Raw genomic sequence first — 22,613 nt, 5'->3', positions numbered from 1 at the left:
ACGACCTCTCGAGTGCGGTTCACTTGTTCGGCTCATGGTCACTTCTTTGCTCCCTGCGGTTCTCAATAGGTGACGCCGCGCACGCGATCGATGACACGCTGCTGTCGCTCCGAAACAATCCCCCGGGTGCTTTCGGTTCGAACCGTCTGCTGTAACACCCTCAAACGCTCGTGCATCGCCTCGAAGGCATGCCGCTGCGCCGGTGCCAAGCGATTGAGGACGTCCTTCTCGCCGCGGAGTAGTGCATTGCGGCCAAAGCGCTCGTCGAGCGCCCGACTGATCGCCGCGAACTCGCGCTGGATTGTACGATCGATCGACGCAGCGGCGACGTTGTGCTCGACACTCCCCTTTCTGCTCGCCGTCACGAGTTGCCTGAGGGCTTCCTCGGCCATTTGCGACAGGCCGGGAATGGCAACCGCCATTCGCCGACGCTCTTCGGCGACAGCTCGGGTTTCGCTGTCGAGAGCGGAGGCAAAGGAAGCGCCGAGCGACCGCACGTGGCTCACCGCTTCCGGCACAGCCTTGAGCGCTCCTTTCCGTTCCCGGCCGACGGTCAGCGGGCGATCGAGCACACGATCACTTCCGCGCAGCGCGCCGTAGGCGCCGGGGTCATTTTTGACGGCCGCGGCGATCCGCTCACCGGCAAAGCCCTTCACAACCAGCTCCTCGATCTTGCCGATCGCGCCGGCCGGATCGCGCCAGATGCGCGTCGCCGTCTCGGCGAGCGCCGCGCGATGATGACGATAGTGCCGAGCGGCGAGTGCCCTCTCCCGCGCCTCCTCTTCCACCGACGTCTTGAACTCCGTTACGGCAGCGAGCATCGGCAACAAGGTAATCGTCTCCTTGTCCGATGCGACGCTGGCGCCGGCGACGATCTTGGAGCGGTCCTGTCTCTCGGCCAGATGCTGTTCCTCGGCAAAGCGCCGAACGACAGCGAAGAGTCGGGCGAGCTTCTCGCGGCGATCGGGGGCAAGATCCTCCGGCATGCGCTCGACCATGTTGCGCTCGGCAACCGCATCCGCTTTCGCGGTGAAGGCGCTCCAGCCGAAACGTGCGGTCAATGCATCGTTGACGGCTTTGACCTCTTGAACCAGCAGGCGGTCCTCGACGGCATAGGCGAAGGCCGTCTTGTAGGCGTCGTCCCCGCCGCGGTCGCGGACCGCCTCGATTTCGACCAGACGCGCCATTGCCGGTTTCGAGAGCGCCGGGATCGACAAGGACATATGCGCGCGGCGTTGCTCTTCGCGGATACCGAAGCGCTCGGCCTGGCGACGGAACTCGGTCGCATGGGCGCGAGCGAGCGGCAACAATTCCGACAGGGCGGCCTTGGCGGCGTTTTCATCGCGAGCAGCACGGCCATCGACGAACCGGTCGAACCCGCGCATGTGGCCGAGCCTCTCCGGCGCGCTCGCCAGATGATCAGCAAGCCCGCGTGGTTCGATTGTGGCGTCCGATGCCATCGCGGTCAGCGCCGAAAGCGCATGATCCGGATCGCGATAGATTGTCTCCAGCAGCGGCCGCAGGATCGCTTCCCGCTCCTTCCACCGTTCCGAGGCAAGCTGCGCGCGGCGCGCATCTTCGTCAACGCTGCGGGCGAACGCGATGGTCGGCGGAATCAGATATTTTCCGGCCGACGAGACTTCTGCCGAGAGGGATTCGGTTCGCTGCTCGTTGTACGAGACTTGGCGTTCCCGCTCGATCGCGAAACCCAGAGCGATGCTCGCCCGCTCCCAATGCTTCGCCACCTGCTCCCGCTTCTGCGCAATCCACGCCAGCCGCCGCGCCGCACCCTCTTCTATCCCGGCTGCGATCCCGGCAAGCGTGTCGATGCCGCGTCGCCGCGCAAAATCACGCGCATGCGCCCGGTGGCCTTCCTCGCTTTCGAAATCGAGCGTCGTCGTCTTGGCGCCGGATCGACCAAGGCGCTCGACCAGCTGTCTGAACAGGTCCGGCCGATGACTTTCCCGCTCGATCCTCTTCTGACGCGCATCGGCGGTTTCGACCTGCTTCGCAGTCCAGACGTTGCGCTCGACCTCGCGTTCCTCGAAGCGCTTCTCCCCCGTCTTTTCATCGATGACGGGCACCTTCACCTTGACGGCTTCGACACCGTCCTTGCGGAGCGTGACGGTGTCACCGGTCGAGACGCCACCTCCGGCCAGCGCCTTCGGCAGACTCACACCCCAGACACGATGGCCGGTTCCGTCATCGGCCTTCACATCGGCATAGGGGCTTTCCTTAAAGTCCTCATCCTGCGGTCGGAACTTCGCCTGACCGGTCTCGACCAGTTCGCCAGTGACGCCGGCGGCGTGATCGACACGCGGCTTGCGTCCCCATTCCGGCTTTGTCTCGAAGTCCTCCCGCGCAGCATAGAGGTCGGCGCGATCGCGATGGCGGGTCATCGACACATAGGTCAGATGCTGGTCCATCATGCCGGTGGCGAGAACGAAGGTTCGGTCTACGGTCGACCCTTGAGACTTGTGGATGGTCGCCGAATAGCCGTGATCGATGTTGCGATAGCTGTCCTGGCTGATGGCGACGTCGCGGCCATTGTCGAGCCGGACACTCAACAGTGCGCCGCCTCGCTTGTCGCCGGTCGAAACGACGGATCCGAGCATGCCGTTCTTCACATACTGCGGCCCAAGCCGCTTTGCCCGCGGTTCGAGGAAACGGGCATTTTCCAGGAAGATGACCCGATCGCCTGCGGCGAATTCACGAAGCCCGCGCGCGGTCTGGAATTCACGCGCCTCAGTCAGGGCGCCCTCCTCCATCATCACCTTGCGCAGGGATTCGTTGAGACGTTTTACATCCTCATTGGTGTGCGCCAACACAAGCAATTCGTCACCACGAAGACGGGGCGCATCCTCGCCATCGGCGGATTTCTGAAGCAGGTCGCGGCGGGCACCGGTCCAATCGGCAACGATGCGTTCGAGGAGCTCGGCGCGCGTTTGGGTCTCGACGATGCGATCATTCTGGGCATAGGCATCGAGAGCCTCTTCGACTTTACCTCGGGCGAAAAGACGCGAGGCTTCGCGCGCCCACGCCTCCCGTTGCCGACGCACACCAGCAAGTTCAGCGAAACCGATCCGCTCGCTGATCGCGCGAAACGCCGCGCCCGCCTGGATCGGCTGAAGCTGCATGGCATCACCGACCAGAACGGCCTTCGCACCGGCGTTCTCAACGATCTTCAGGACGCGCGCCATCTGCTGCGAGGAGACCATGCCGGCCTCGTCGATGACCAGCACATCGCCGCGGTTGAGCTGTTCGCGTCCCCCGGCCCACGCCAGTTCCCAGGATGCCAGCGTGCGCGACCGGATGCTGGAACTGTCCTCCAGTCCCTCCGCCGCCTTGCCGGCAAGGGCTGCACCGATCACCCGGCGTCCTTCGCCTTCCCAGGCGACGCGAGCGGCCGCGAGAAGCGTCGACTTACCCGCGCCCGCAAGTCCGACGACGGCCGCGATGGCATCGTCACGGGTGACATGGCGAACGGCATCAACCTGCTCGGGATCGAGGCGAAGCGGTTTTTGCGGATCCTGTGTCTCGACCGTTTCGATCGCCGCCGCAACGGCTAGATCAGAGACAGCGAAACTCCGCCGCTCGGAAAGAACGCGCGCCGACTGTGCCATGTCGTATTCGATGCGCAGGATTTCCCGCGTGGTGAAAATCGCCGGCTCCGATGCCTTGCCGCTCTCACTATCGACCTGCTGCGGCTTCATCAGCACCAGGTCGTCCGAGGCCATCAGCCGGGCACGGATATTGGCGAAATCCGCCGGATCATCGACATATCGATGCAGCGCCTTGGCAATATCCTTTTCATCGAAGGTGGAGCGTTCATTGGCGAGCTGTTTCAGCAGAAGCTTGGGATCGGCCAACAGGCGGTCCGCCATCTCCTGCCGGCGCGCGAGATCGGCCGGGGCGAAATACATCTCCATACCCTTGCGCGCGAGCGCTGCCTTCTCCGGACCGAGGTGTTTCTGCGCAATGCCGTCGAGGCCTTGCTCGGCATAGGAGCGTCCGTCGAGCCGGATCTCGTGTCCGGCAAGCGCCAGATGCCGGTTGGCGGTTTCGGCCCAGGCGATCTTCCAGGCCTTCATGGTTTCCTTGTCGCCGGCCCAGACCGTGTAGACGATCTTGCCGTTCGGCCTATCGGGTGTGGCGACGCGCAGTGGCCCGCCGTCTTCGCCGAGCACCCGCACCTTCTTTGGCCCGAAGCCTTTTTCGGTCAGTGGCCGCAATGCGGCCATCAGGTGGATGTGCGGATTGTTGTCCTTGTCGTGAAACACCCAATCGGCCACCATGCCTTTCGACGTCAGATTGTCGCGAACGAACTCGCGCACCAGGGCTATGTTTTCCGCCCGCGTCAGCTCCTCCGGCAGCGCGATGATCAACTCGCGGGCGAGCTGGGCATCCGAGCGGGTCTCGAAGGCATCGACGGCGTTCCAGAATGCTTCGCTGGCGGCCGCAACGGACTTCCCTTTGACGGCGATCCGCAGCCAAGCGGGACTGTCGTCGGGCAGCGCCAGTTCCTCATGCACCAACTCCGATGCGCCGCCGCGATAGCTGAATGATGTGCCGGTCTGTTCGTCCACCATGCGGGCGCGATGGCGATAGGCGGCAGCCGAGACGATGCTGCGTCCCGCTCCTCTGCTGATCACCTGCGCTCTGACGAACATGATCGCCACGACGGTCTTGCCAATCTCCCAAGCACGTCGCGTGAGCGACGTATATTGCGCCCTCAAATCGATCGGACCGAAGGGCCGATGCCGCCTTCCGGAACACGGCCACGGCTGAGATTTCCGGCTGCGATGTTTCGAGGTGATCCAACCTAGCCTATTTTACTATCAGAAAACAGATAGTATGGTCGCCAGCGTTCAGATGCTCCAACACGGAAGGAAGCTGGAATGGCTGCAAAATCATCGATTTCCGACATCGACGCCCAAATCGAAAAGCTGCGCGAGCGCAAGCGAACGATGATCGCGAAATCCGCCGAACGCTTTGCCCGTGCAGCGACAAAATCCGGTCCGGCGGAAATGGAGATCCCCGATGAGGAGGTCGACCGAATATTCGAAGAAGTCGCGGCGCGATTTCGCAAAGGAGAAAAGGAAGGGCCGGCCGGCGCAGCTGCTCCGCCGCGTCGATCGGCAGATCGCGGGACTGGAACGACGGCGGAGGTTTCTCATGATGGCTGACCGTAAGCGCGAGGCCCGAGAAAAGTTCCTGCTCGGTGGCATCGTGGTCAGAGCAGGTCTGTCGAAAGCGGACCGGGCATTTCTGCTAGGAGGCCTTCTCGAACTGGCGAGCGTCTCGCCAGGCACGGCCGAGCATCGACGGCTGCGCGATATCGGCGAGGAAGCGTTCAAGGCTGGTGCGCAGGACCGCGGATCACCTCGAATTGTGGAGACGGTGGAATGACTGTGCAGGCAAAACCACATCCAAGCCTGTTGCTCGTTGTCGCGCCGGTCGCAGTCACCGCATTCGCCGTTTATGTGGTTGGCTGGCGCTGGTCGGAACTGGCCGCGAGCATGTCAGGGAAGACCGAGTATTGGTTCATGCGGGCATCGCCCGTGCCGGCGCTTGTGTTCGGGCCGCTCGTCGGCCTGTTGGCCGTTTGGGCATTGCCATTGCACCGGCGAAGGCCGGTCGCGATGGCAAGCCTTGTCTGTTTTTTGGCCGTCGTCGGCTTCTACGCGCTGCGCGAGTTCGCCCGGCTTGCCCCATCGGTGGAGAGCGGCGCGGTGTCATGGGACCAGGCGCTGTCCTATCTCGACATGGTTGCCGTCATCGGCGCGGTCGCCGGCTTCATGACGGTGGCGGTCGCCGCGCGCATCTCAACCGTCGTGCCCGAACCTGTGAAACGCGCCAGGCGCGGAACCTTCGGGGACGCGGACTGGCTGTCGATGCCGGCGGCGCAAAAACTGTTTCCGCCGGATGGCGAGATCGTCGTCGGCGAGCGCTATCGGGTCGACAAGCAAATCGTCCACGGGCTGCCGTTCGTTCCGAACGATGCGGCGACCTGGGGGCAAGGCGGCAAGTCACCTTTGCTCACCTACAAACAGGATTTCGATTCCACCCATATGCTCTTCTTCGCAGGGTCCGGTGGCTTCAAGACCACAAGCAATGTGGTGCCGACGGCGCTGCGTTATACCGGGCCGCTGATCTGCCTCGATCCTTCTACCGAGGTCGCCCCGATGGTGGTCGAGCACAGAACCCGCGCGCTCGGCCGCGAGGTGATGGTGCTCGATCCAACGAACCCGATCACGGGCTTCAACGTGCTCGACGGAATCGAGAACTCGCGTCAGAAGGAAGAGGACATTGTCGGCGTCGCGCATATGTTGCTGTCGGAAAGCATGCGCTTCGAAAGCGCGACTGGCGCTTACTTCCAGAACCAGGCGCACAATCTCCTGACCGGGCTTCTCGCCCATGTGATGCTGTCGCCGGAATATGCCGGCCGGCGCAATTTGCGCAGTCTGCGGCAGATCGTATCCGAGCCGGAGCCGTCGGTACTGGCGATGCTGCGCGACATTCAGGAACACTCGGCGTCGGCCTTCATCCGCGAGACCCTTGGCGTCTTCACCAACATGACCGAGCAGACGTTCTCGGGCGTCTACTCGACCGCATCGAAGGATACGCAATGGCTGTCTCTCGAGAGTTATGCGGCACTTGTCTGCGGCAACACGTTCAGGTCGAGCGATATCGTATCTTCGAGGAAAGACGTCTTCCTCAACATTCCGGCGTCGATCCTGCGCTCCTATCCAGGCATTGGCCGCGTGATCATCGGCTCGCTGATCAATGCCATGATCCAGGCCGATGGCGGCTTCAAGCGCCGGGCGCTGTTCATGCTCGATGAGGTCGATCTGCTCGGCTACATGCGCGTTCTGGAGGAGGCGCGCGACCGTGGCCGGAAATACGGAATTTCCATGATGCTGATGTACCAATCCGTTGGTCAGATGGAGCGGCATTTTGGAAAAGACGGCGCGACATCATGGATCGACGGTTGCGCCTTCGCGAGCTATGCGGCGATCAAGGCGCTCGACACGGCGCGCAACGTCTCGGCGCAGTGCGGGGAAATGACCGTCGAGGTCAAAGGAAGCTCCCGCAACATCGGCTGGGACACGAAAAATACGAGTTCGCGGAAATCGGAAAGCGTGAACTTCCAGCGCCGGCCGCTCATCATGCCGCACGAGATTACCCAGTCCATGCGCAAGGATGAGCAGATCATCATCGTGCAGGGCCACAGTCCGATCCGCTGCGGGCGCGCGATCTATTTCCGGCGCAAGGAGATGAACGAGGCGGCCAAGGCCAACCGGTTCGTCAAACCGTGAGCACGAGAAGGTCACGCGAACGGTCAGCGGCAGCCGCGCCGGTCATAGCGTTCGAAAGGATCGGACTCGCCCGGCGGCATGAACCAGTCGACAAACTTCGAATAGCCCATGGCAAAGCCGATGAAGCCGACCGCCATCAGGAGAAAGGCCCAGAACGGCATCCCGTTCGCGGCTTCGGGCTTCACAAAAGCCGCCACCGAGAGCGGCGCCATGACGAGCCCGGCAAGGACAAGCAGATTGACGACAGGGCGGAACATGCAAAGCGCAAAGAAGGTCAGGTGCCACGCACAGTAAAACAAGGTCAGCATGCTTCCGACGACAATGGCGGTGAGCAAGCGGGCGAAAAACCGCAGAAGGTGAAGAACCGGGTTTGTCCGTCCGGGCCGTGGGCTCTTGCCGGCAGCAGGCTGAATTTCGCCCATCACCTCGTCTCGCGTGATCGCTTGCGCAGGTTTTCTCGATTAGCCATCATAGCCAAACCATCGAATATGCGAGAGTCTAAGTCGCAAGAGAGATCGAGGCAAGCACAGGCCGTAGGGGCGCGATCCGACCTCCGACGGGGCAGTGTCCGCAGCAGGCGTGGCATGGTATGTGGCGCCGCCGTCGTCGAACTCCTGCGACCAGTTATCGCCTCCGGTGCGGCGAGGCGGCCGCCTCGCCCCCGCGAAAGGGATCGTAACCGGAGGCGGAGACTGCGCAGCGGGCTCCGTGAGCGACGCGCAGCCGAGCGAATAGAGCCCAGCCGCCGCAGGCGGTTCGCCCGAAAACGGCTTTGAGAGGACGGACAATCCATCACGAAAATGAATCGCTGCGCGACAAGCGATTCATAAGTGTCGTTGGACGAGCATTTCGCGATCGGCGATTCTTGCCCCATGCTGGCTCAGCCCTATCGGCTTTATGTCGAACGCTCGGACGCCGCGCAAAACATGGCGCGTTTCTACGTGCTTTCCATCGAAACAACGTTGTTCGGCACACCCTGCCTGACACGCCGCTGGGGACGCATCGGCTGCGGCGGACAGTCGATGGTTCATCACTTCGATCAGGAAGAACAAGCCGTGTCGATGTTTCTCGAGCTGCTGCGGGCGAAGCGAGCGCGTGGATATAAGACCAGACCCCTTGCACAGCCGAGCGTCGCTTGATGGCCGGAAGAGAGTGATACCGGACGAAGCGGAGCTTCGGGTTTGCCACGCCGGTCGATCCGGCGTGACGAACCAGGGGTCCTAGCAAAAAGCCTCCCTTAGTGGGGAGGCTCGGCATCGAACTCGGCTTCCTGTGCGGCGATCGCCGCCTCCAGTTCCGCGTACGCCTGCGCCAGTTCCGCTTCGATCCAGCGACGCTCGTCCCGGTAGACAGCGTTCCGCAGCTCGGCCCGCAACTCCTCGATGTGCTGCTCGATGGAAATCGTCATGGTCGTCATCTCCTTGGATAGTGTGAAAGATGACGCCTGCGGGTCGTGAGGATCGGGTCGGGTCAAGGATCGCGTAGCGACCGCCGGAGGCGGCGAGCGGGGGAGCCGAAATGCGCAAGCATTTTGGGGGTACCGCTCGTCCTTGACGCGGCACGAGTGCCTCATGGCAGACTTGGCGTTCTGAGCGGAAAGGTCCTCGCCTCGTGTGGCTGAGAGAGAGGAGCGAAAGCGGGCTCGATGCCCGCTTCGCTCCCAGTACCGCGCGGGACCGATTGAACAGCGAAGCCGGCCCCGATTGCTCGGGGCCGGCTGCCTGGCGTTCAGTTCGGATTGTTCCAGAGGATCACCTTCTTGCTGGGATCGCCGCCGGGCGCGGGAGCGAGGTTGCCGAAGATCACGCCGATCTCGGGGGCTTCCAGCTTCACCGAGAGGTATTCTTCGCCGGTCTGGCGGGCGACGCGGTTCCAGCCCGCGCCGATCTCGAAGCCGGTCCGGCGGTGGATGACGCGGAAGTCGGGGGCTTCCTCGCTTGCCTTCTGGCCGTTCGGGACGATGGCGATCGGGGCGTTGACCCGGATGGTGGCGAAGACGCCTTCGAGAGAGCCGTCGGTCTTCTGCGTCAGGGTTGCGATCGTGGTGGCCATGGTTCTGTCTCCTTCGGTTGCTCGGGACCATTCCCGATGGCGCACGAAGAGACGGCCGACTGCTGCGGTCAGCTCGGCCGAAATTTCTTGCAAAATTCTATTTTCCGCCAGGACAAGACGAACCGAAATCGAATTTTGCAAGAAATTTCGGGCGAGTCTTACCCCGTCAGGGGTTGGCCGCAAAAGCAGGCGGTCGTCTATACGAGCGACATAAACGGGAATGGTTCGGGGCAACTGAAGGCGACAAATCATGATGGCCGTCCGGTCCAGCACTGCGGATATCGGCCACGCACCTTTGAACGCTTCGCCCCCGCGCCGGTCGACACCCTGCCCTCGCACGTTCCCGGCCGCTTCAAGCGCATGAAGCACGCCCTGCCCGCATCACCCTTTCATCGATCCTCGAGGTCGACACGGCGGCTGCACTGCCACCGGAAACTGCGCTAGGTGTACCCGGTGGAGTTGTTCGCGCCGGTGTTGGATGCGCGATCTTCGTCGACACGCCCGGGCCAGCGGCTGGCCGCCCGGACCGCAGGTGCCCGTCAGGCACACCGCTGTCGGCAAGCAGCCGGCGCCGGGCAATCGGGAAGGCTTCGTCGGAGGGTTTTGCGCGGAATACTATCGATGGCACTTGCCCCGCTTCCATCGCTCGCCACCTATCGGCGCGGGCAGTCTCTCAAGGATCTAGTGGGCCATCTCTGCCAGCCACAGGCGCACGTCCTGCATGGAAGGCATGAGAACAGATGGGTTGTCTCCTGAAGCGATAAAGCCCCAGCCCTGCCAATAGCGTTCAGCTTCGGCGTCGATCGCCCGGACAACGACCGCGCGGCCGCCGACGATATCGGCGCCGGCGATGCAGCGTCGCAGCGCATCCTTGACCAGCCCGCTGCCGATGCCCTGCCCGGCATAGCGATGATCGACGGCGAGTCGTCCGATCAGCAGTCAGGGGATGGGTCCGGGGGCGCCCGGTGCGGATCGCACGCGGCGCGCTGTTGCGCTGGATCACGCTTGGAGCAAGACCCGTAATAGCCGACAACTTCGAGCCTATGCGTGTGGTCATCGAGCAGTTCAATGCCGGAACGCGCCACCTAGCGTCCCCAGGGTGCTGCCCGTCGCAGCCGTTCGGCCGCCTTTGGCGGCGGAGCGGAAATCGCCTGCATGAAGGCGTCGTAGGCGTCTGGCGAGAGGCGGATGACGGTCTCGTTGAGGATCGCCGCCTGCGCCTCGTGCAATGCGGCACGGCGCATGAATTCGGTGCCCCACAAGCCGAGCAGTTCTGCGCCACGATCGATGATCGTCAAATCATCGTCGCGGAAGCGCATCGAGACAGGCGTTTCCTTCCTTGGGGGCGTGGTGGCCATGTCGCGCTCCTGTGCTGCAACTGTATACACGACGCCGATTGCAATGCTTCTCTCTATGAAAGGAGTTCACGGCTCACTGTCGTAGCCCTCGCCGTGGGCCAGCCGGCCGATCTCCGCAACAAAGAGATCGCGGTGCTCCTCCGGCATCTCGGAAACGTAGTAGGCTCGATGCGGGTCCCCACTGGTGCGCATCCGCTCGTAGTGCTCGTAGCTCATCAGGACGAACCGGGGTTTCCGGTGTTTGGTAAGGACGACGGGTTCGCGGGCAGCGGCGCTGGTGACTTCGCCAACCTGTTTGTTGAGATCGCCCGTCGTGAATTGCCGTATGACCGTGTTCCTTTATCGATCTCCTAATATCCAGATTTTCCGAAGCTCGCGTGCCACCTTGTCTAAGTCTCCCGACACTGGCGCCGAAGGCTGCGGTTTGGGAAGACGATACCGGCCCGCGAAACGAAAGCAGTCAATGTCAAATATTGACATTGCTCCGGATGCAGACCAATTATCCAGCAATTTGGACAAGGAGGTCGCGGTCATGGCCAGCAGCCTGCATGTGAGTTTGCCCGATGAAATGCGCGCCTTCGTCGATATGCGCGCTAGCGGGAAAAACCAGTACTCGACACCGAGCGAATATGTACGCGCGCTCATTCGCGAAGATATGGCGCGCGAAGAGGACCGCCGCTATGCCATCCGCTCGCTGCTCAAGGCGGAAGAGGAATTCCGGCGCGGAGAGATGATGCCCCTTTCGGCTCTGGACGCCGTCGATGCGGAACTGGATGAAGAGCTGCGATAGTGGCTCCTCGCATTCTCATCCTGCCGACCGCACTCGATAACTATCGCCTGGCGGTTCGCGAGACGGCGCGGAAATGGTCCCCCGAACAAGCAAAGAAATATGGCCGCCTGCTTCGAGCTGGATTCGATGCGATCCCCGAAGCCCATGCCCGCGTGAAGACAAAGGAGGACGAGCGCGTCGGGAAGTCGCTGTTCCGGCTCCACAAGATCGAACACCATTACGCCGTTTATATTGCCGTTGACGATAGAACCTTCGTCATTGCCGCCGTTTTGCACGAGCGGATGGACATCCCTGCGCGACTGCTGGAAATCGAACGATTGAACGACAGGGAATATGAAGTGCTGATGGGATATCCTCGGCCGAAGCCCTGAGGGCGGCTGGCCGCGAATCGCGGCCGGAAAGAGTGGCCCGGCATTCGCGGTGTTCCTCCGATATCCGTTCCTTCCACGCAGTATGAAGACGGCGCTCACGCGCCGTCTCCTCTCAGTTCCCAGACATTGATGCCGAAGCGGCGGGCCTTATCGCGAAGGTTTTCGGTGATGCCGGAGCCCGGAAAGATGACGACGCCGGCCGGCATTACCGAGAGCATTTCGTCGTTGCGGCGGAAGGGTGCGGCCTTGGCATGCTTCGTCCAGTTCGGCTTGAAGGCGATCTGCGTGACCTTGCGGGCCTCGGCCCAGCAGGCGGCGATGCGTTCGGCGCCTTTGGGCGAGCCGCCGTGCAGCAGGACCAAATCCGGGTGTTTGGCGTGAGCCTTGTCGAGCGCGGCCCAGATGCGCTCATGATCGTTGTAATCCATGCCGCCGCCAAAGGCGATCTTGGTGCCGGCCGGGATCAGCACCTCGGTCTCGGCGCGGCGGCGGGCGGAAAGGAAATCGCGGCTGTCGATCATCGCCGCCGTCATGTTGGCGTGGCTCACCTTCGAGCCGGTGCGCGGCCGCCATGCCGATCCGGTCTGCGCCTCGAAGAGGTCGGCCGCATAGTCGCGCATGAACTCGAAGGCGTTGCGGCGCTCGAGAAGGGTGATGCCTTCAGCGATGTGGCGCTCCAGCTCGACGCTCTTGACTTCCGAGCCGTCTTGCTCCCGCTGGCCGGTGCGCTGCGCGTCCTCGTTGCGCTGAAGCTCGCGCTGGATGCGCTCGCCGGCGCGGTGGAAGAGGTTGACCGTCGACCAGAGCAGGTCTTCGAGATCGGGCTCCAACCGCGTGTCGCCGAGCATATCCGAGAAGGCGTCGAACATCGCGGTCAGCGACGACTGGACCATTGGCTCCTCGGGAAGCGGACGCGGATCGGGCTCGTCCTGAAAGGGGCGATGGCCGTGGATCTGCATCTCGTAGATAAAGCGGCCGGTCGCGGATGTGGCATGGTGGGGCTCGAAGGCATCGTCGTTGGGAAGGGTAAGGTTCATGGTGGTCTCCGTCGGTTTGGGCCGCGCCTCTCGCGGCCTGACGGCGATCCCTTCCATCCGGCGGGCGGGCCGGAACCGCGGCGCCCGCGCCGCGGCCCAGCGGAGCGCCGGGCGGGGACAAGAAGGTTTCTTGGTGCGCGAGGAATGCCGGGCCGCTTTCCCGGCCCGGCAGGGGAAGAAACCTGATTGACCCGCTGAAGGCCCGAACGCCGGATGGTAAGGGTCGCCTCTCGGCAGGCCCGCGGGCGCGCACCCACCCGAACGGCGACCCACCGGACCGGCCTTCACCGCCACCGCCGCGCCCTTACCCTCGCCGTCCCTCACGGCCGTCTGACGCGGGCAGAAAGACCCGGGCGTCTTCCGAGGTGAGCTGCGCCCTCAGATGCGCGGTGAACCGGGCCGGTCCGAGCCGGCGCAGGTCGTCGTTGAAGTCGCCGAGTTCCGGCGCAAGCACGAGCGGCAGAATCCCGAGTGCCCGCGCGCGATGGCTCAATCCCTCGATACCGTGTCGGCCGGCGGCATCGGCGTCGGCGGCGATGTATAGGCGCATGCATCCGGACGGGAGCCGGAAGGCGGCAAGGTGATTGACTGTCAGCGCCGAGACCATGGCCATGCCAGGCATCATGTGCGCGAGCGACAAGATGCTTTCGAGTCCCTCGCCGGCGGCCATGACCGGGACGGGACCGTGGACGGGAAAGCGGAAGCGCACGGCGTTGCCGAGCAGCCCGCCGAGCGCGCGGCGGGGATCGTCCACCTTCGCCTTGCCGTCGCCCTGCGGGTCCAACCATGTGCGGTGCACCCCGGTGATCTTGCCGAAGCGGTCGGTCACGGCTGCGATCAGCGCCGGATAGCTGCTCGTCTGGCCGGTCACGAGATCCCGGTAGTAGCAGGACGGGTGGAAGCGCAGCGCCGGATGCAGCGATGCCCGCAGGATACCGCGCTGGCGCAGATAGTTGTCGGCCAGCGTGCCGGCAAGCGCCTGCGTCATGCGGAACAGCCGTTGAGCGCGTTCGGCGACCGGTCTTTCAGCCGGCGGATCCTCGCTGGCGTCGCCCCGGTTGGACTGGGGCTCATTCAGGAAACGCCGTGCTTCATCTGCAACGTCGCGGAAATCGACTAGCCCACAGGTTTCCCGCACGAGATCGAGCAGGTCGCCGAACTGGGCGGTCGCCGTATCCGCCCACCGACCTTTGCGAGGACCAGCAAGATGCACATAGAGCGAACGTCCCTTGCTGTTGGCGACGTCACCGACGATCCAGTAATTGCCGGATCGACGGCCGGCGGAGAGATAATGGCGGCAGACCGCCTCGGCATCACGCGCGAGACGGTTGGCCAGTTGCGAGGCGGACAACATGACGGTCACGCACGACCGGCAACGTCGACGATGCGGTGCCGTTCGATGAGACGCGCCAGGATCGTCGGTCCTTCATTCGTGGTCGGAACAAAAAACCTGACCTTCCAGGCGATCATTTCGGAGAACAGGCCTATTGCTCTCAGCCTGTCACGCATCCCATCGGTGAAGCCGGTAAGCTCGACACGGTAGTCGTTCATCACTCGCACCCGGCGCAGCGCCATGTCGCCGGCCAGGCCAACGACCGAGGATCCGCCGAGCAGCGATTGCCAGACCTGGTCGGCGCTGATGACCTCGGTCCGGTCGAGCCCGAAATTCCTACAGAGCCGGGCAAGCCTTTCGGAAGAGACCAGACGGCCGACGATGCGCTCCCCCTCATCGGTCTCCAGCCGATAGACGCGGCAGAAATCCTGCGGGAGCAGTTTCCAGATCGGCAACAAAAGCCCGGAGACCATATGCATGGTCGAGATGGAAAATTCCGGGAGACTGGCGACCTCGGTGTTCCAGGCGGCGGAAAAGATCCGCCCGTCCGCTTCCTCCCAGCTCGTCTCTTCGAGCTGGCGCACCTCGAAACGGATTTCGTCCATCGGCCGGATGAGCGCGACGCGCGGTTGGACCGAGCCGTCGTCGAGCATCACCGAGCGCGTTGGAACCTGCACGGCCGGGCGACCGGACTTGCCGTTGACCATCAGCTTCGCCTGGCGATCACAAGCGGCAAGTTTCAAGGCCTCGGAGAGCAGCATCGGCTGGTTGCGATCCATGCGTTCGATGGTCAGCAGATGCGACTGCGCGCCGGTGACCGGATGGGTGTAGACGAGCCTGCGGTCCTTCACCGTCATGCGGTCCGCTACAAGCGTCTCCAGGCCCTTGTCATAAACACCCGCTGCAATCGCCCCTTCTATGCGGGCAGCCAGCAGCTGCTCGAAGGCGTCGAACAACAGGTTCTGCATGGCAATGGTCAACGCCAGCATCCGGTTGAGGAAGGTGTGGATCGGCGGCAGCTCGTCCTTGAGCCCTCCCTCTTCCGCGGTCAGCGACAGGCCGGTGATCGTCTCGAATTTTTCCAGCGAGCAGCCTGCGATCCCGCCCCGGTGGATGAGCTTGTAGAACTGTCGCAGCGCGTCGCGGGCATATTGGGATTCGAGATTGTCCTCGCTCCTGAACATCCCCTGCCCGCCCGTCTGGCGTTGCCCGCGCGTGATCGCGCCCAGCGTGTCGAGACGCCGGGCGATGGTCGAGAGGAACCGCCGTTCGGCTTTCACATTGGTGGCAACCATGCGAAAGCGCGGCGGCTGCGCCTGGTTGGTGCGATGGCTGCGTCCGAGTCCCTGGATCGCCACGTCGGCCCGCCAGCCGGCTTCGAGGAGATTGTGCAGGCGCAGGCGCCGGTTCTTCGCGCTGCGATCCGCATGATAAGACCGTCCCGTGCCGCCGGCTTCCGAGAAGATCAGTATCGGCTTCTCGTCGTCCATGAAGGCGCGGGTCTCATCAAGATTGGCGCTGCCTGGCCGGCTTTCGACAGCGAAGCGGTCGATTGTGCCGCCATCGTTGCAGCGGACGATGCGGCGCGTGCGCCCAGTGATCTCGGCCACGCGATCTGTGCCAAGTCGCTGGACGATCTGGTCGAGCGAGGTCGGGATGGCGGGCAGGCTGCCAAGCCGTTCGAGCAAGGCATCCCGGCGCGCGACGGCTTCGCGGCACAGGACGGGGTTGCCCGCGGCGTCTTGGACCGGCCGCGATAGCAGATTGCCCTCAGCGTCGGAATATTCCTCGAAGAGCTGGGTCGGAAAGGAATGGTGCAAAAATTCCGCGACGATCTCCCGCGGCGTGACATCGACCTGGATGTCGCCCCACTCTTCAGTCGGGATCTCCGCGAGCCGGCGTTCGGTGAGCGACTGGCCGGTAGAGATGATCTGGACGATGGCCGCATGGCCCCCCTTCACATCCCTGTCGATTGCGGCGATCAACGCCGGCGTCTTCATCGAGGTCAGCAGATGGTTGAAGAAGCGCTGCTTCGAGCTTTCGAAGGCGGAGAGCGCCGCGGCCTTCGCGCTTTTGTTTAGCGTGCCCTTGCCGGCCCCACCGGTCGCACTAGTGATGCCGGTGGCTTCGAGCGCCGCGTTTAGATTGTTATGAATGACCTGATAGGCCTCGGCATAGGAATCGTAGATGCGGACCTGTTCCTCGGTCAGTTCGTGTTCGAGGATGTCGTATTCGACGCCCTCGAAGGACAAGGACCGCGATGCGTAGAGACCCATCGCCTTGAGATCCCGGGCGAGCACTTCCATCGCCGCAACGCCGCCGTCCTCGATCGCAGCGATGAACTCAGAGCGGGTCGAGAAGGGGAAGTCCGCACTACCCCACAGGCCGAGCCGTTCGGCATAGGCAAGAGACTCAACCTCGGACGCGCCGGTGGCGGAGACATAGACGACACGAGCATCGGGAAGAGCGCGCTGCAGGCGCAGGCCGGCGCGGCCCTGCTGTGAGGCGGCCTTTTGGCCGCGCTCGGACCTGCCGCCGGCGGCATTGGCCATGGCGTGGCCTTCGTCAAAGATGACGACGCCGTCGAAAGCCCTTGCGTTCCCAGCCGCATGGCTGAGCCAATCGACGATCTGCTGGACGCGCGAACGCTTGCCTTCGCGCTCGTCGGTGCGCAGCGTGGCGAAAGTGACGAAGAGGATGCCTTCATCGAGCTTGATCGGCTTGCCCTGGCTGAAGCGCGAGAGCGGCGTGACCAGCAACTTCTCCTGGCCGAGCGCGCTCCAGTCGCGCTGCGCATCCTCGAGCAAGGTCTCGGATTTCGAGATCCACAGATGACGCCGACGGCCTTTGAGCCAGTTATCAAGAATTATTCCGGCAGCCTGACGGCCTTTGCCGGTACCCGTTCCGTCGCCGAGAAACCAGCCACGGCGAAAGCGGACAGCGCCCTCCGTCTCGGGGGTGACCGCTTTCAGATTGTCTAAGGTGGCATCCACGGACCAGTGGCCGGCGAGATAGCCGCAATGCGCTTCGCCGGCATAGATCACGCCCTCAAGCTGGGCATCGGAGAGATCGCCGCTGGTGACGACGTGCTTCGGCAGATGCGGACGGTAGGTGGGCTTGGGCGGCGCGACCGACGCCATGGCGACGGATTCGACCAGCTTGTCGGGATGCGGTTTGGCGCCGGGGATATGGATCGCCTGCAGCTGGTATGGTTCGTAGATGCCGTCGGCTACATCGACACGGGTTTTTGGCGCTGCCTCGCGAAGCTCGTAGTCGAGCTCGACAACATCGTCGACACGAACGGGTGGCGGAGACACGGGTCGCGGTGCGCGGACAGCGGGCGATGGTCGGCTTGTTGGAGCGGTCACCGTCGCCGGACGCATGGCGCCGGCGGCCTTGCGGACGGCCACCTTCGCCGCGCAGGCACTCAAAATGCCGTTGGACAACGCGCCGATGGAGTTCGGCGCGGTCGAGGGCGAGCGGGGCGGAAGGCTGGAGATCCAGCAGAGAAGCGTTCCCAGATCCGGAGCGACGCCGTGCGAGGCGACGAGCTTCATAGGATCGGCGGTGGCGATCTTGTCGATCACCGTCAGGCGAGTTTCCATCGTCGTGCCGTGGCGGGCATAGATCGAGCCGTCGATCGCGGCGCTGAACAGCACCGTGCCGCGTTCCTGCAGGCGGACGAAGGCGTCATGCCATTTGAGATTATCGGGACAAAGGCTGGAGCCAGTGATCGTCACCAGACGGCCGCCGGGGGCAAGCCGGGCGAAGGCGGAGGCAAGATGGCGCCATGCGGCATCGGCCATGCGGCCTTCAATATGAATGCCAGCGGAAAACGGCGGGTTCATCAAGACGACGGTCGGGCGGACAGATCGGTCGAGATAGTCATCGATGTGTGCGGCGTCATGCTGTGACACTACCGATCCCGAGAAGAGGTGCCCCAGCAGATCGCGACGGACCGGCGCATATTCGTTGAGGGAGAGACGCGCATGCGCGAGCTCGGCGAAGATCGCCAGGAGTCCGGTTCCGGCGGACGGTTCGAGCACCGTGTCGTCGGCCATGATGCCGGCGGCGCGAGCCGCGACAAGGCCAAGCGCCATCGGCGTCGAAAACTGCTGGAGCTGCTGGCTTTCCTCGGAGCGCCGCGTGTGGGTCGGGATCAGGCTCCCGACCTTGGTCAGCATCGCAAGTGCTGGCTGCGGCGCGTTCGCGCGAGCGGAAATCGCCGCGCCGAACTTGCGCAGGAACAGGACCTGCGCGACCTCGGTCGCCTCATAGGCGTCTTTCCAGGCCCACAACCCTTCGGCGTCCGAGCCGCCAAAGGCGTCCGTTAGCATGGTGCGGAGGTCGGCAGCGCCAATTACCTGGCCGCGTTCGAGACACGCCAGAAGGTCATGGCCGGCGCGGTGAATCTTGCCGGCACGGCCGGCACGACCGGTGGGCGCAAGCGAGGTGCCGGCTGCATTCGCGGCGCCGGATATGATGATGTTCATGGGAAACCCTGTCGAGAGCGGGAAAGGACACGGCCAGCCCGGACGCTCTCCAAGCCCCGGCAGGCCGCCCCTCTCCGGCCCCTCTCTTCCTCCGATGCGATTAGACGGCCGGCGACGGCCTTCACCCGGGCGCGAGATTGAGATCGCCAAACGCCGTGGTGCCGGCGACCGACACCTCATGCAGGACGGCATTGCCGCCGGCGGCGATCCAATCGGCGGCTTCCTGCGCGGACAACTCATGAACATGGACGAAATGACGCTCGGCCGTTGCGCGCTGGCGCTCGAAGGCTTCGCGGTCTTCGAAGGCGTAGAGCGTGTCGCCCGGACCGTCACAATAGATGACGACGAAGCAGACGGGCTGAGCGACCTGCGCGCGTAAATCGAGGACGACCCCGCAGCGGCCGGTTGGCGATAGTCGAGTGCAGCGATGGACATATTGCTCTCCTGAAAACGCGCAAAGGCCCGGTGCTCCATTCGGAGCACCGGGCCTGGATGGGAAAAGTTGAAGGTGAGGTTGGCCGAGCGTGCGGCCCCGACCGTCAGGGCAGGCCGGAGGGGCGACGGCCTCGATGAAGACTTCGTCGGTGTTGGCTTCGAGGAGCATCAGGATGCGGCCGTCAATGGCGACGCACTCGTCGCCTATCCACTGGCGATCGGGCTTGGCATGCCTGCCGGACCGGTCGGACGGCACATAAACGATCGTAAAATGCGGATACTCCCGGCCATCCGGCGCGACATGGGCATAGGACCCTCGACTGCGATAACGACCCCGCCCGTGCCATAGGATGTGCGAGCACCCTGCCGGGGCGCACGAGGGCCGCGACATCCGGCGTGCCGCTCGGCGTCGAACGATATTGGCCGGGGTCGTGCGTGCCGAGCTCCGCCGAATAGAGGGAATGGGCGAGATGCCGGGGCATCTCGCCCGGGCGAGGCTTACGTCTTATCTGCATCGTCACCTCCCTGGCCGCTGGCGCTCGACGAGGAATTGCCGGTTCCAGCACGGTTCCCTGCCAGAAAACCTTAAGGATTGTCGGGGTCCGGAAGGACATAAGCGTCGTATGGGTTCCCGTCGGCGAGGTGCTCGAAGAGTGTGAACACGCCATCCGCGCCATCACGCCCAACAGCACAAAGAACAAAGCGACGTTCTTCCGTGTGGGCGTCGAGGCACTCTATGAGTGCAAGGTTGCCGTCCCTGGCTGCACGAAGCAGGGTCTGAAAGTTGGCCCGGGCATAGTTGGTATTGCCATTGCATCCTTCATGGCGGGCCGCCGGAGGCCTCTCCTCCGGCCGAGCCAGCCATCCTCTCCCGGCCGAACTCTTCCCCCTACCGCCGCCGCATCCGACGTTCCCGCTTCACGGCCCGGCCCTATCGGTGTTGACGACCGGACGTAGAGGCATCACGGGTGTCGCGGATTTTACTAGCTAATTTTAGATAGTAAAATGAGCGCTGCCTAGGTAGCTTCGACCCAAGCAAGGAGAGAACCGAGATGCGAACATTCACGATCGGCGAGCGGACGCTGGCGGAATCCGCGTTGGAGTTCCGGACGCTTCTTGCAGATGCCTATGAGCAGGGGCACCGCGCGATGTGTATGTGCAAGGAGCCAGCGGTTGCAATGTATATCGCGCGGCTGGAAGACCAGTACCTGATAAAACGCATGCCGCTGTCTGGACGCGACCACGATCCTGCCTGCCCGTCCTATGAGCCGCCCTACGAACTTTCCGGCCTCGGCCCGCTGATTGGTAATGCGATCCAGATCGACGCCAGCGGCAAAGCCGACCTGAAGCTGGATTTTTCCCTGACGAAACGTGGACCACGATCAGCTCCTATCCTGTCGGCCGAACCGTCTGAGCCGGGCATCCGCAGCGAGCCCAGGAAACTGTCGCTCAGGTCTATGCTGCATTATTTCTGGGAGGCCGGCGAATTGACGGAATGGCGCGCAACATGGGCAGGCCGGCGCGGCTGGGGCCGGGTGCGAACCAGCCTTCTCAATGCGGCCGCGCAGATGACAGCAAGGGGCGGTCCCTTGGGCGACGTGCTCTTCGTGCCGGAAGTGTTTCATCCTGAGGACAAGGACGGGATCGCCGCCCGCCGCGCGACGGCGCTCAAAAGCATACAGGCGACCGGCTCGGGACCCCGCAAGCTCATGCTTATCGTGGCTGAGGTCAAGGAGTTTTCCGCCGCGCGCGAGGGGCAGCGGATCCTCGTGCGGCACATGCCGTTTCCGCTGATGATCGAGGAGGGCGCGTGGCGGCGGCTCGCCCTGCGCTATGAGACCGAACTCGAACTGTGGCGCTCGAGCGAGGCGTTTCACCTCATTCTTATCGCAACCTTCGGAATCTCGACTGCCGGCATCGCGTCGGTCGAAGAGGTTGCCCTGATGGTGGTCAACGAGCACTGGCTGCCCTTCGAGGACATTAACGAGCTGCGGCTTTTGGAGAAGCTGAGCCACCTCAAGCGAAAAAGCGTCAAGGGGCTGCGGTTCAACCTGCCGCGCGATGCACCGATCGTGTCGGTGACATTGCCGGAACAGAAGCCCGGCCCCGTCGCAATGTTCATCGTGCCGGGGAGCGCCGGAGAGGAATACGAACACGCGCTAACCGACATGATCAATGCGAGGCCAGAAATCACACCCTGGGTATGGCGGGTCGCGGAAGGTGAAATACCGCGGCTTCCTTGATCCGGGAACATGGCGCCACCCTGGGCGTTGACAGAACGGCGCGAATAACAACACGTCACGCTCTGGAAACTCGTCAATCTTATCGGAATAGTATGAAACCTGAGAGAAAGCCGTTTGTCGTCGAGGTAAAGAACCGGCATCGCCTGTCCCGCCATGAGCACTCGATCTGGGGAAAAATCGACCTGAAGGCCGCCAGCGATCAGGTCGCCGCGGAGCAGACGGCCGGCGAGAATGGTGCGGCTATCCGACCGTCTGATGCTGCGGCGGAGAAGGGCCGAGATCAGCGCCTGATCGCGTCGTAAACCAGCTTCGGAACCACCAATCTGTTCACATAGAAATGCCGCTTCGCCTTGAGACGGGCGATATAGGCGTCCTGTTTCTTGTTGGAGCCGAGTCGATTGAAGCGCGTCCGGAACAGTCGATCATTCCGTCCCCCGGTCCAGCGAGCCTGCCGCGGCCACGACCTTTGTGGCCCCGGCGCATCGCATTTTTGCAGCAGTTCGCCCAGAATGTCGTAGATCGGGGCGCTGAACAGGCGGCCGACCTTCTCGATGGCTTCCGCGGTGACCTAAGTATGAAATGAAAAATCGGATGTCATGGAGTTCTCCACAATGACAGCCCGGCGCGATGGCCGGGCGACTAGGGGAACGGATGGAAGATGGTGCTCGGTGGACCGCGGTCAGGCTGCTCTCTCCAGCAGCTTTCGAGCCTTGCCTTCGAGTTCGAGCCGTGTGTCCTGATGAGCCTTGCCACGCGCCAACGCGGTGATGCCCTGCACAAAGTCAAAGATGCTCTCGGGCGGCCTCCCCTCTTCGCAAAGCACTGTTTCGATGATCTTTCCGGTTTCAGCTTTGGAGAAGCCGCGCTTGCGCAGCAAATCCGAACGATCTTCATCGTTTCGCGCAACGACCCGTTCACGGGCGGCCCGGATGCCGGCCATGAAGGGCGCGGGTGAGGAATTGGCGAAGTTCGTCAGCGCCGGGGCCGCCTCGTGGGCGAAACGCTGTGCTGCGAACTTCGAGTGCCGGATGGTGATTTCCTCGAAGTTTTCTGTGCCGTCGGGTAGGGGCGAGGGTTCCCGATGGGATTGACCTCTACCCCTCCCACGGAACCGGACGTGATAGTTTCCCATCATCCGGCTCCTACGTTTGCATGCATACGATCCAGTCGTGCCTGTAACCG

Annotated in this window: 21 protein-coding genes and 1 pseudogene; 10 read left to right on the top strand and 12 right to left on the bottom strand. The window is 63.4% G+C overall.

Translation table 11 applies throughout. From position 1 onward, the window contains the following. Positions 1–62: 62 nt before the first annotated feature. Positions 63–4,679, bottom strand: coding sequence for a Ti-type conjugative transfer relaxase TraA (traA, locus tag PU724_RS27590; protein WP_354424684.1), 4,617 nt, complete (start codon positions 4,677–4,679; stop codon positions 63–65). 219 nt (positions 4,680–4,898) lie between these two features. Between traA and PU724_RS27585 the strand changes: the two genes are divergently transcribed. Genes PU724_RS27585 through traG form a run of 3 tightly spaced genes read left to right on the top strand, consistent with a single transcriptional unit; the run spans position 4,899 to position 7,319 of the window. After that, entirely contained in the window at positions 4,899–5,186 is a 288-nt protein-coding gene (locus tag PU724_RS27585; protein ID WP_354424682.1) for a TraC family protein, read from the top strand. Next, positions 5,176–5,409, top strand: coding sequence for a conjugal transfer protein TraD (locus PU724_RS27580; RefSeq protein WP_354424680.1), 234 nt, complete (start codon positions 5,176–5,178; stop codon positions 5,407–5,409). The genes PU724_RS27585 and PU724_RS27580 overlap by 11 nt, the downstream gene beginning before the upstream one ends. Continuing rightward, on the top strand, positions 5,406–7,319 hold the full coding sequence (gene traG / locus PU724_RS27575) for a Ti-type conjugative transfer system protein TraG (protein ID WP_354424678.1): 1,914 nt from the start codon (positions 5,406–5,408) through the stop codon (positions 7,317–7,319). The genes PU724_RS27580 and traG overlap by 4 nt, the downstream gene beginning before the upstream one ends. 23 nt (positions 7,320–7,342) lie before the next feature. On the opposite strand, the gene PU724_RS27570 is transcribed toward traG, so the two are convergent. Continuing rightward, positions 7,343–7,627, bottom strand: a complete 285-nt coding sequence (locus PU724_RS27570; protein ID WP_426213694.1) for a hypothetical protein — start codon at positions 7,625–7,627, stop codon at positions 7,343–7,345. Between the two features lie 564 nt (positions 7,628–8,191). Here PU724_RS27570 and PU724_RS27565 point away from each other — a divergent pair. Next, entirely contained in the window at positions 8,192–8,458 is a 267-nt protein-coding gene (locus PU724_RS27565) for a WGR domain-containing protein (RefSeq protein WP_354424790.1), read from the top strand. Positions 8,459–8,556: 98 nt separating this feature from the next. Here the strand turns inward: PU724_RS27565 and PU724_RS27560 are convergent, their stop codons facing one another. Beyond that, positions 8,557–8,727 carry a hypothetical protein gene (locus PU724_RS27560; protein WP_354424674.1) on the bottom strand — a complete coding sequence of 57 codons (171 nt, stop codon included), beginning with the start codon at positions 8,725–8,727 and terminating at the stop codon, positions 8,557–8,559. A gap of 320 nt (positions 8,728–9,047) precedes the next feature. Continuing rightward, entirely contained in the window at positions 9,048–9,371 is a 324-nt protein-coding gene (locus tag PU724_RS27555; RefSeq protein WP_354424672.1) for a DUF736 domain-containing protein, read from the bottom strand. A gap of 36 nt (positions 9,372–9,407) precedes the next feature. On the opposite strand from PU724_RS27555, the gene PU724_RS27550 reads away from it, so the two are divergent. Then, entirely contained in the window at positions 9,408–9,815 is a 408-nt protein-coding gene (locus tag PU724_RS27550) for a hypothetical protein (protein WP_354424670.1), read from the top strand. 237 nt (positions 9,816–10,052) lie between these two features. On the opposite strand, the gene PU724_RS27545 is transcribed toward PU724_RS27550, so the two are convergent. The 3 genes from PU724_RS27545 to PU724_RS27535 form a co-directional block, all read right to left on the bottom strand. Continuing rightward, positions 10,053–10,250 (bottom strand): hypothetical protein, encoded by a 198-nt coding sequence (locus tag PU724_RS27545; protein ID WP_354424788.1) that lies wholly within the window; start codon positions 10,248–10,250, stop codon positions 10,053–10,055. 206 nt (positions 10,251–10,456) lie between these two features. After that, the gene (locus tag PU724_RS27540) at positions 10,457–10,729 is read right to left on the bottom strand and encodes a type II toxin-antitoxin system TacA family antitoxin (protein ID WP_354424668.1); all 273 of its coding nucleotides are present in this window, start codon (positions 10,727–10,729) and stop codon (positions 10,457–10,459) included. Positions 10,730–10,795: 66 nt separating this feature from the next. Beyond that, the gene (locus tag PU724_RS27535) at positions 10,796–11,056 is read right to left on the bottom strand and encodes a type II toxin-antitoxin system prevent-host-death family antitoxin (RefSeq protein WP_354424786.1); all 261 of its coding nucleotides are present in this window, start codon (positions 11,054–11,056) and stop codon (positions 10,796–10,798) included. Positions 11,057–11,192: 136 nt separating this feature from the next. Between PU724_RS27535 and PU724_RS27530 the strand changes: the two genes are divergently transcribed. Together PU724_RS27530 and PU724_RS27525 are read left to right on the top strand one after the other, a co-directional pair. Beyond that, positions 11,193–11,519 (top strand): ribbon-helix-helix domain-containing protein, encoded by a 327-nt coding sequence (locus tag PU724_RS27530; protein ID WP_354424666.1) that lies wholly within the window; start codon positions 11,193–11,195, stop codon positions 11,517–11,519. Then, positions 11,519–11,890, top strand: a complete 372-nt coding sequence (locus tag PU724_RS27525; protein ID WP_354424664.1) for a type II toxin-antitoxin system RelE/ParE family toxin — start codon at positions 11,519–11,521, stop codon at positions 11,888–11,890. The genes PU724_RS27530 and PU724_RS27525 overlap by 1 nt, the downstream gene beginning before the upstream one ends. A 95-nt stretch (positions 11,891–11,985) precedes the next feature. On the opposite strand, the gene PU724_RS27520 is transcribed toward PU724_RS27525, so the two are convergent. The 3 genes from PU724_RS27520 to PU724_RS27510 all read right to left on the bottom strand — a co-directional run bounded on the left by PU724_RS27520 (position 11,986) and on the right by PU724_RS27510 (position 18,753). Next, positions 11,986–12,927 carry a DUF2493 domain-containing protein gene (locus PU724_RS27520; RefSeq protein WP_354424662.1) on the bottom strand — a complete coding sequence of 314 codons (942 nt, stop codon included), beginning with the start codon at positions 12,925–12,927 and terminating at the stop codon, positions 11,986–11,988. A 304-nt stretch (positions 12,928–13,231) separates the two neighbouring features. Then, positions 13,232–14,281: a DUF7146 domain-containing protein gene (locus PU724_RS27515; RefSeq protein ID WP_354424785.1), complete on the bottom strand. Its 1,050-nt coding sequence runs from the start codon at positions 14,279–14,281 to the stop codon at positions 13,232–13,234. 5 nt (positions 14,282–14,286) lie between these two features. Continuing rightward, the gene (locus PU724_RS27510) at positions 14,287–18,753 is read right to left on the bottom strand and encodes a strawberry notch-like NTP hydrolase domain-containing protein (protein ID WP_354424660.1); all 4,467 of its coding nucleotides are present in this window, start codon (positions 18,751–18,753) and stop codon (positions 14,287–14,289) included. Between the two features lie 178 nt (positions 18,754–18,931). On the opposite strand from PU724_RS27510, the gene PU724_RS27505 reads away from it, so the two are divergent. Continuing rightward, positions 18,932–19,132, top strand: a complete 201-nt coding sequence (locus PU724_RS27505; protein ID WP_426213693.1) for a hypothetical protein — start codon at positions 18,932–18,934, stop codon at positions 19,130–19,132. Between the two features lie 641 nt (positions 19,133–19,773). On the opposite strand, the gene PU724_RS27500 is transcribed toward PU724_RS27505, so the two are convergent. Further along, positions 19,774–19,962 carry a DUF6117 family protein gene (locus tag PU724_RS27500; RefSeq protein ID WP_426213699.1) on the bottom strand — a complete coding sequence of 63 codons (189 nt, stop codon included), beginning with the start codon at positions 19,960–19,962 and terminating at the stop codon, positions 19,774–19,776. Between the two features lie 278 nt (positions 19,963–20,240). Here PU724_RS27500 and PU724_RS27495 point away from each other — a divergent pair, with 278 nt between their 5' ends. Together PU724_RS27495 and PU724_RS27490 are read left to right on the top strand one after the other, a co-directional pair. After that, the gene (locus PU724_RS27495) at positions 20,241–21,431 is read left to right on the top strand and encodes a DUF1173 domain-containing protein (protein ID WP_354424656.1); all 1,191 of its coding nucleotides are present in this window, start codon (positions 20,241–20,243) and stop codon (positions 21,429–21,431) included. Positions 21,432–21,523: 92 nt separating this feature from the next. After that, positions 21,524–21,733, top strand: a complete 210-nt coding sequence (locus tag PU724_RS27490; protein WP_354424654.1) for a hypothetical protein — start codon at positions 21,524–21,526, stop codon at positions 21,731–21,733. Positions 21,734–22,110: 377 nt separating this feature from the next. On the opposite strand, the pseudogene PU724_RS27485 reads toward PU724_RS27490, so the two are convergent. Next, positions 22,111–22,488: pseudogene (locus tag PU724_RS27485) on the bottom strand (DUF932 domain-containing protein); the annotation flags it as partial. Positions 22,489–22,613: the final 125 nt, after the last annotated feature.

This window comes from Mesorhizobium abyssinicae (assembly GCF_049887195.1).
Taxonomy (GTDB): Bacteria; Pseudomonadota; Alphaproteobacteria; order Rhizobiales; family Rhizobiaceae; genus Mesorhizobium; species Mesorhizobium abyssinicae.
This window is presented reverse-complemented; position numbering and strand designations above follow the sequence as displayed.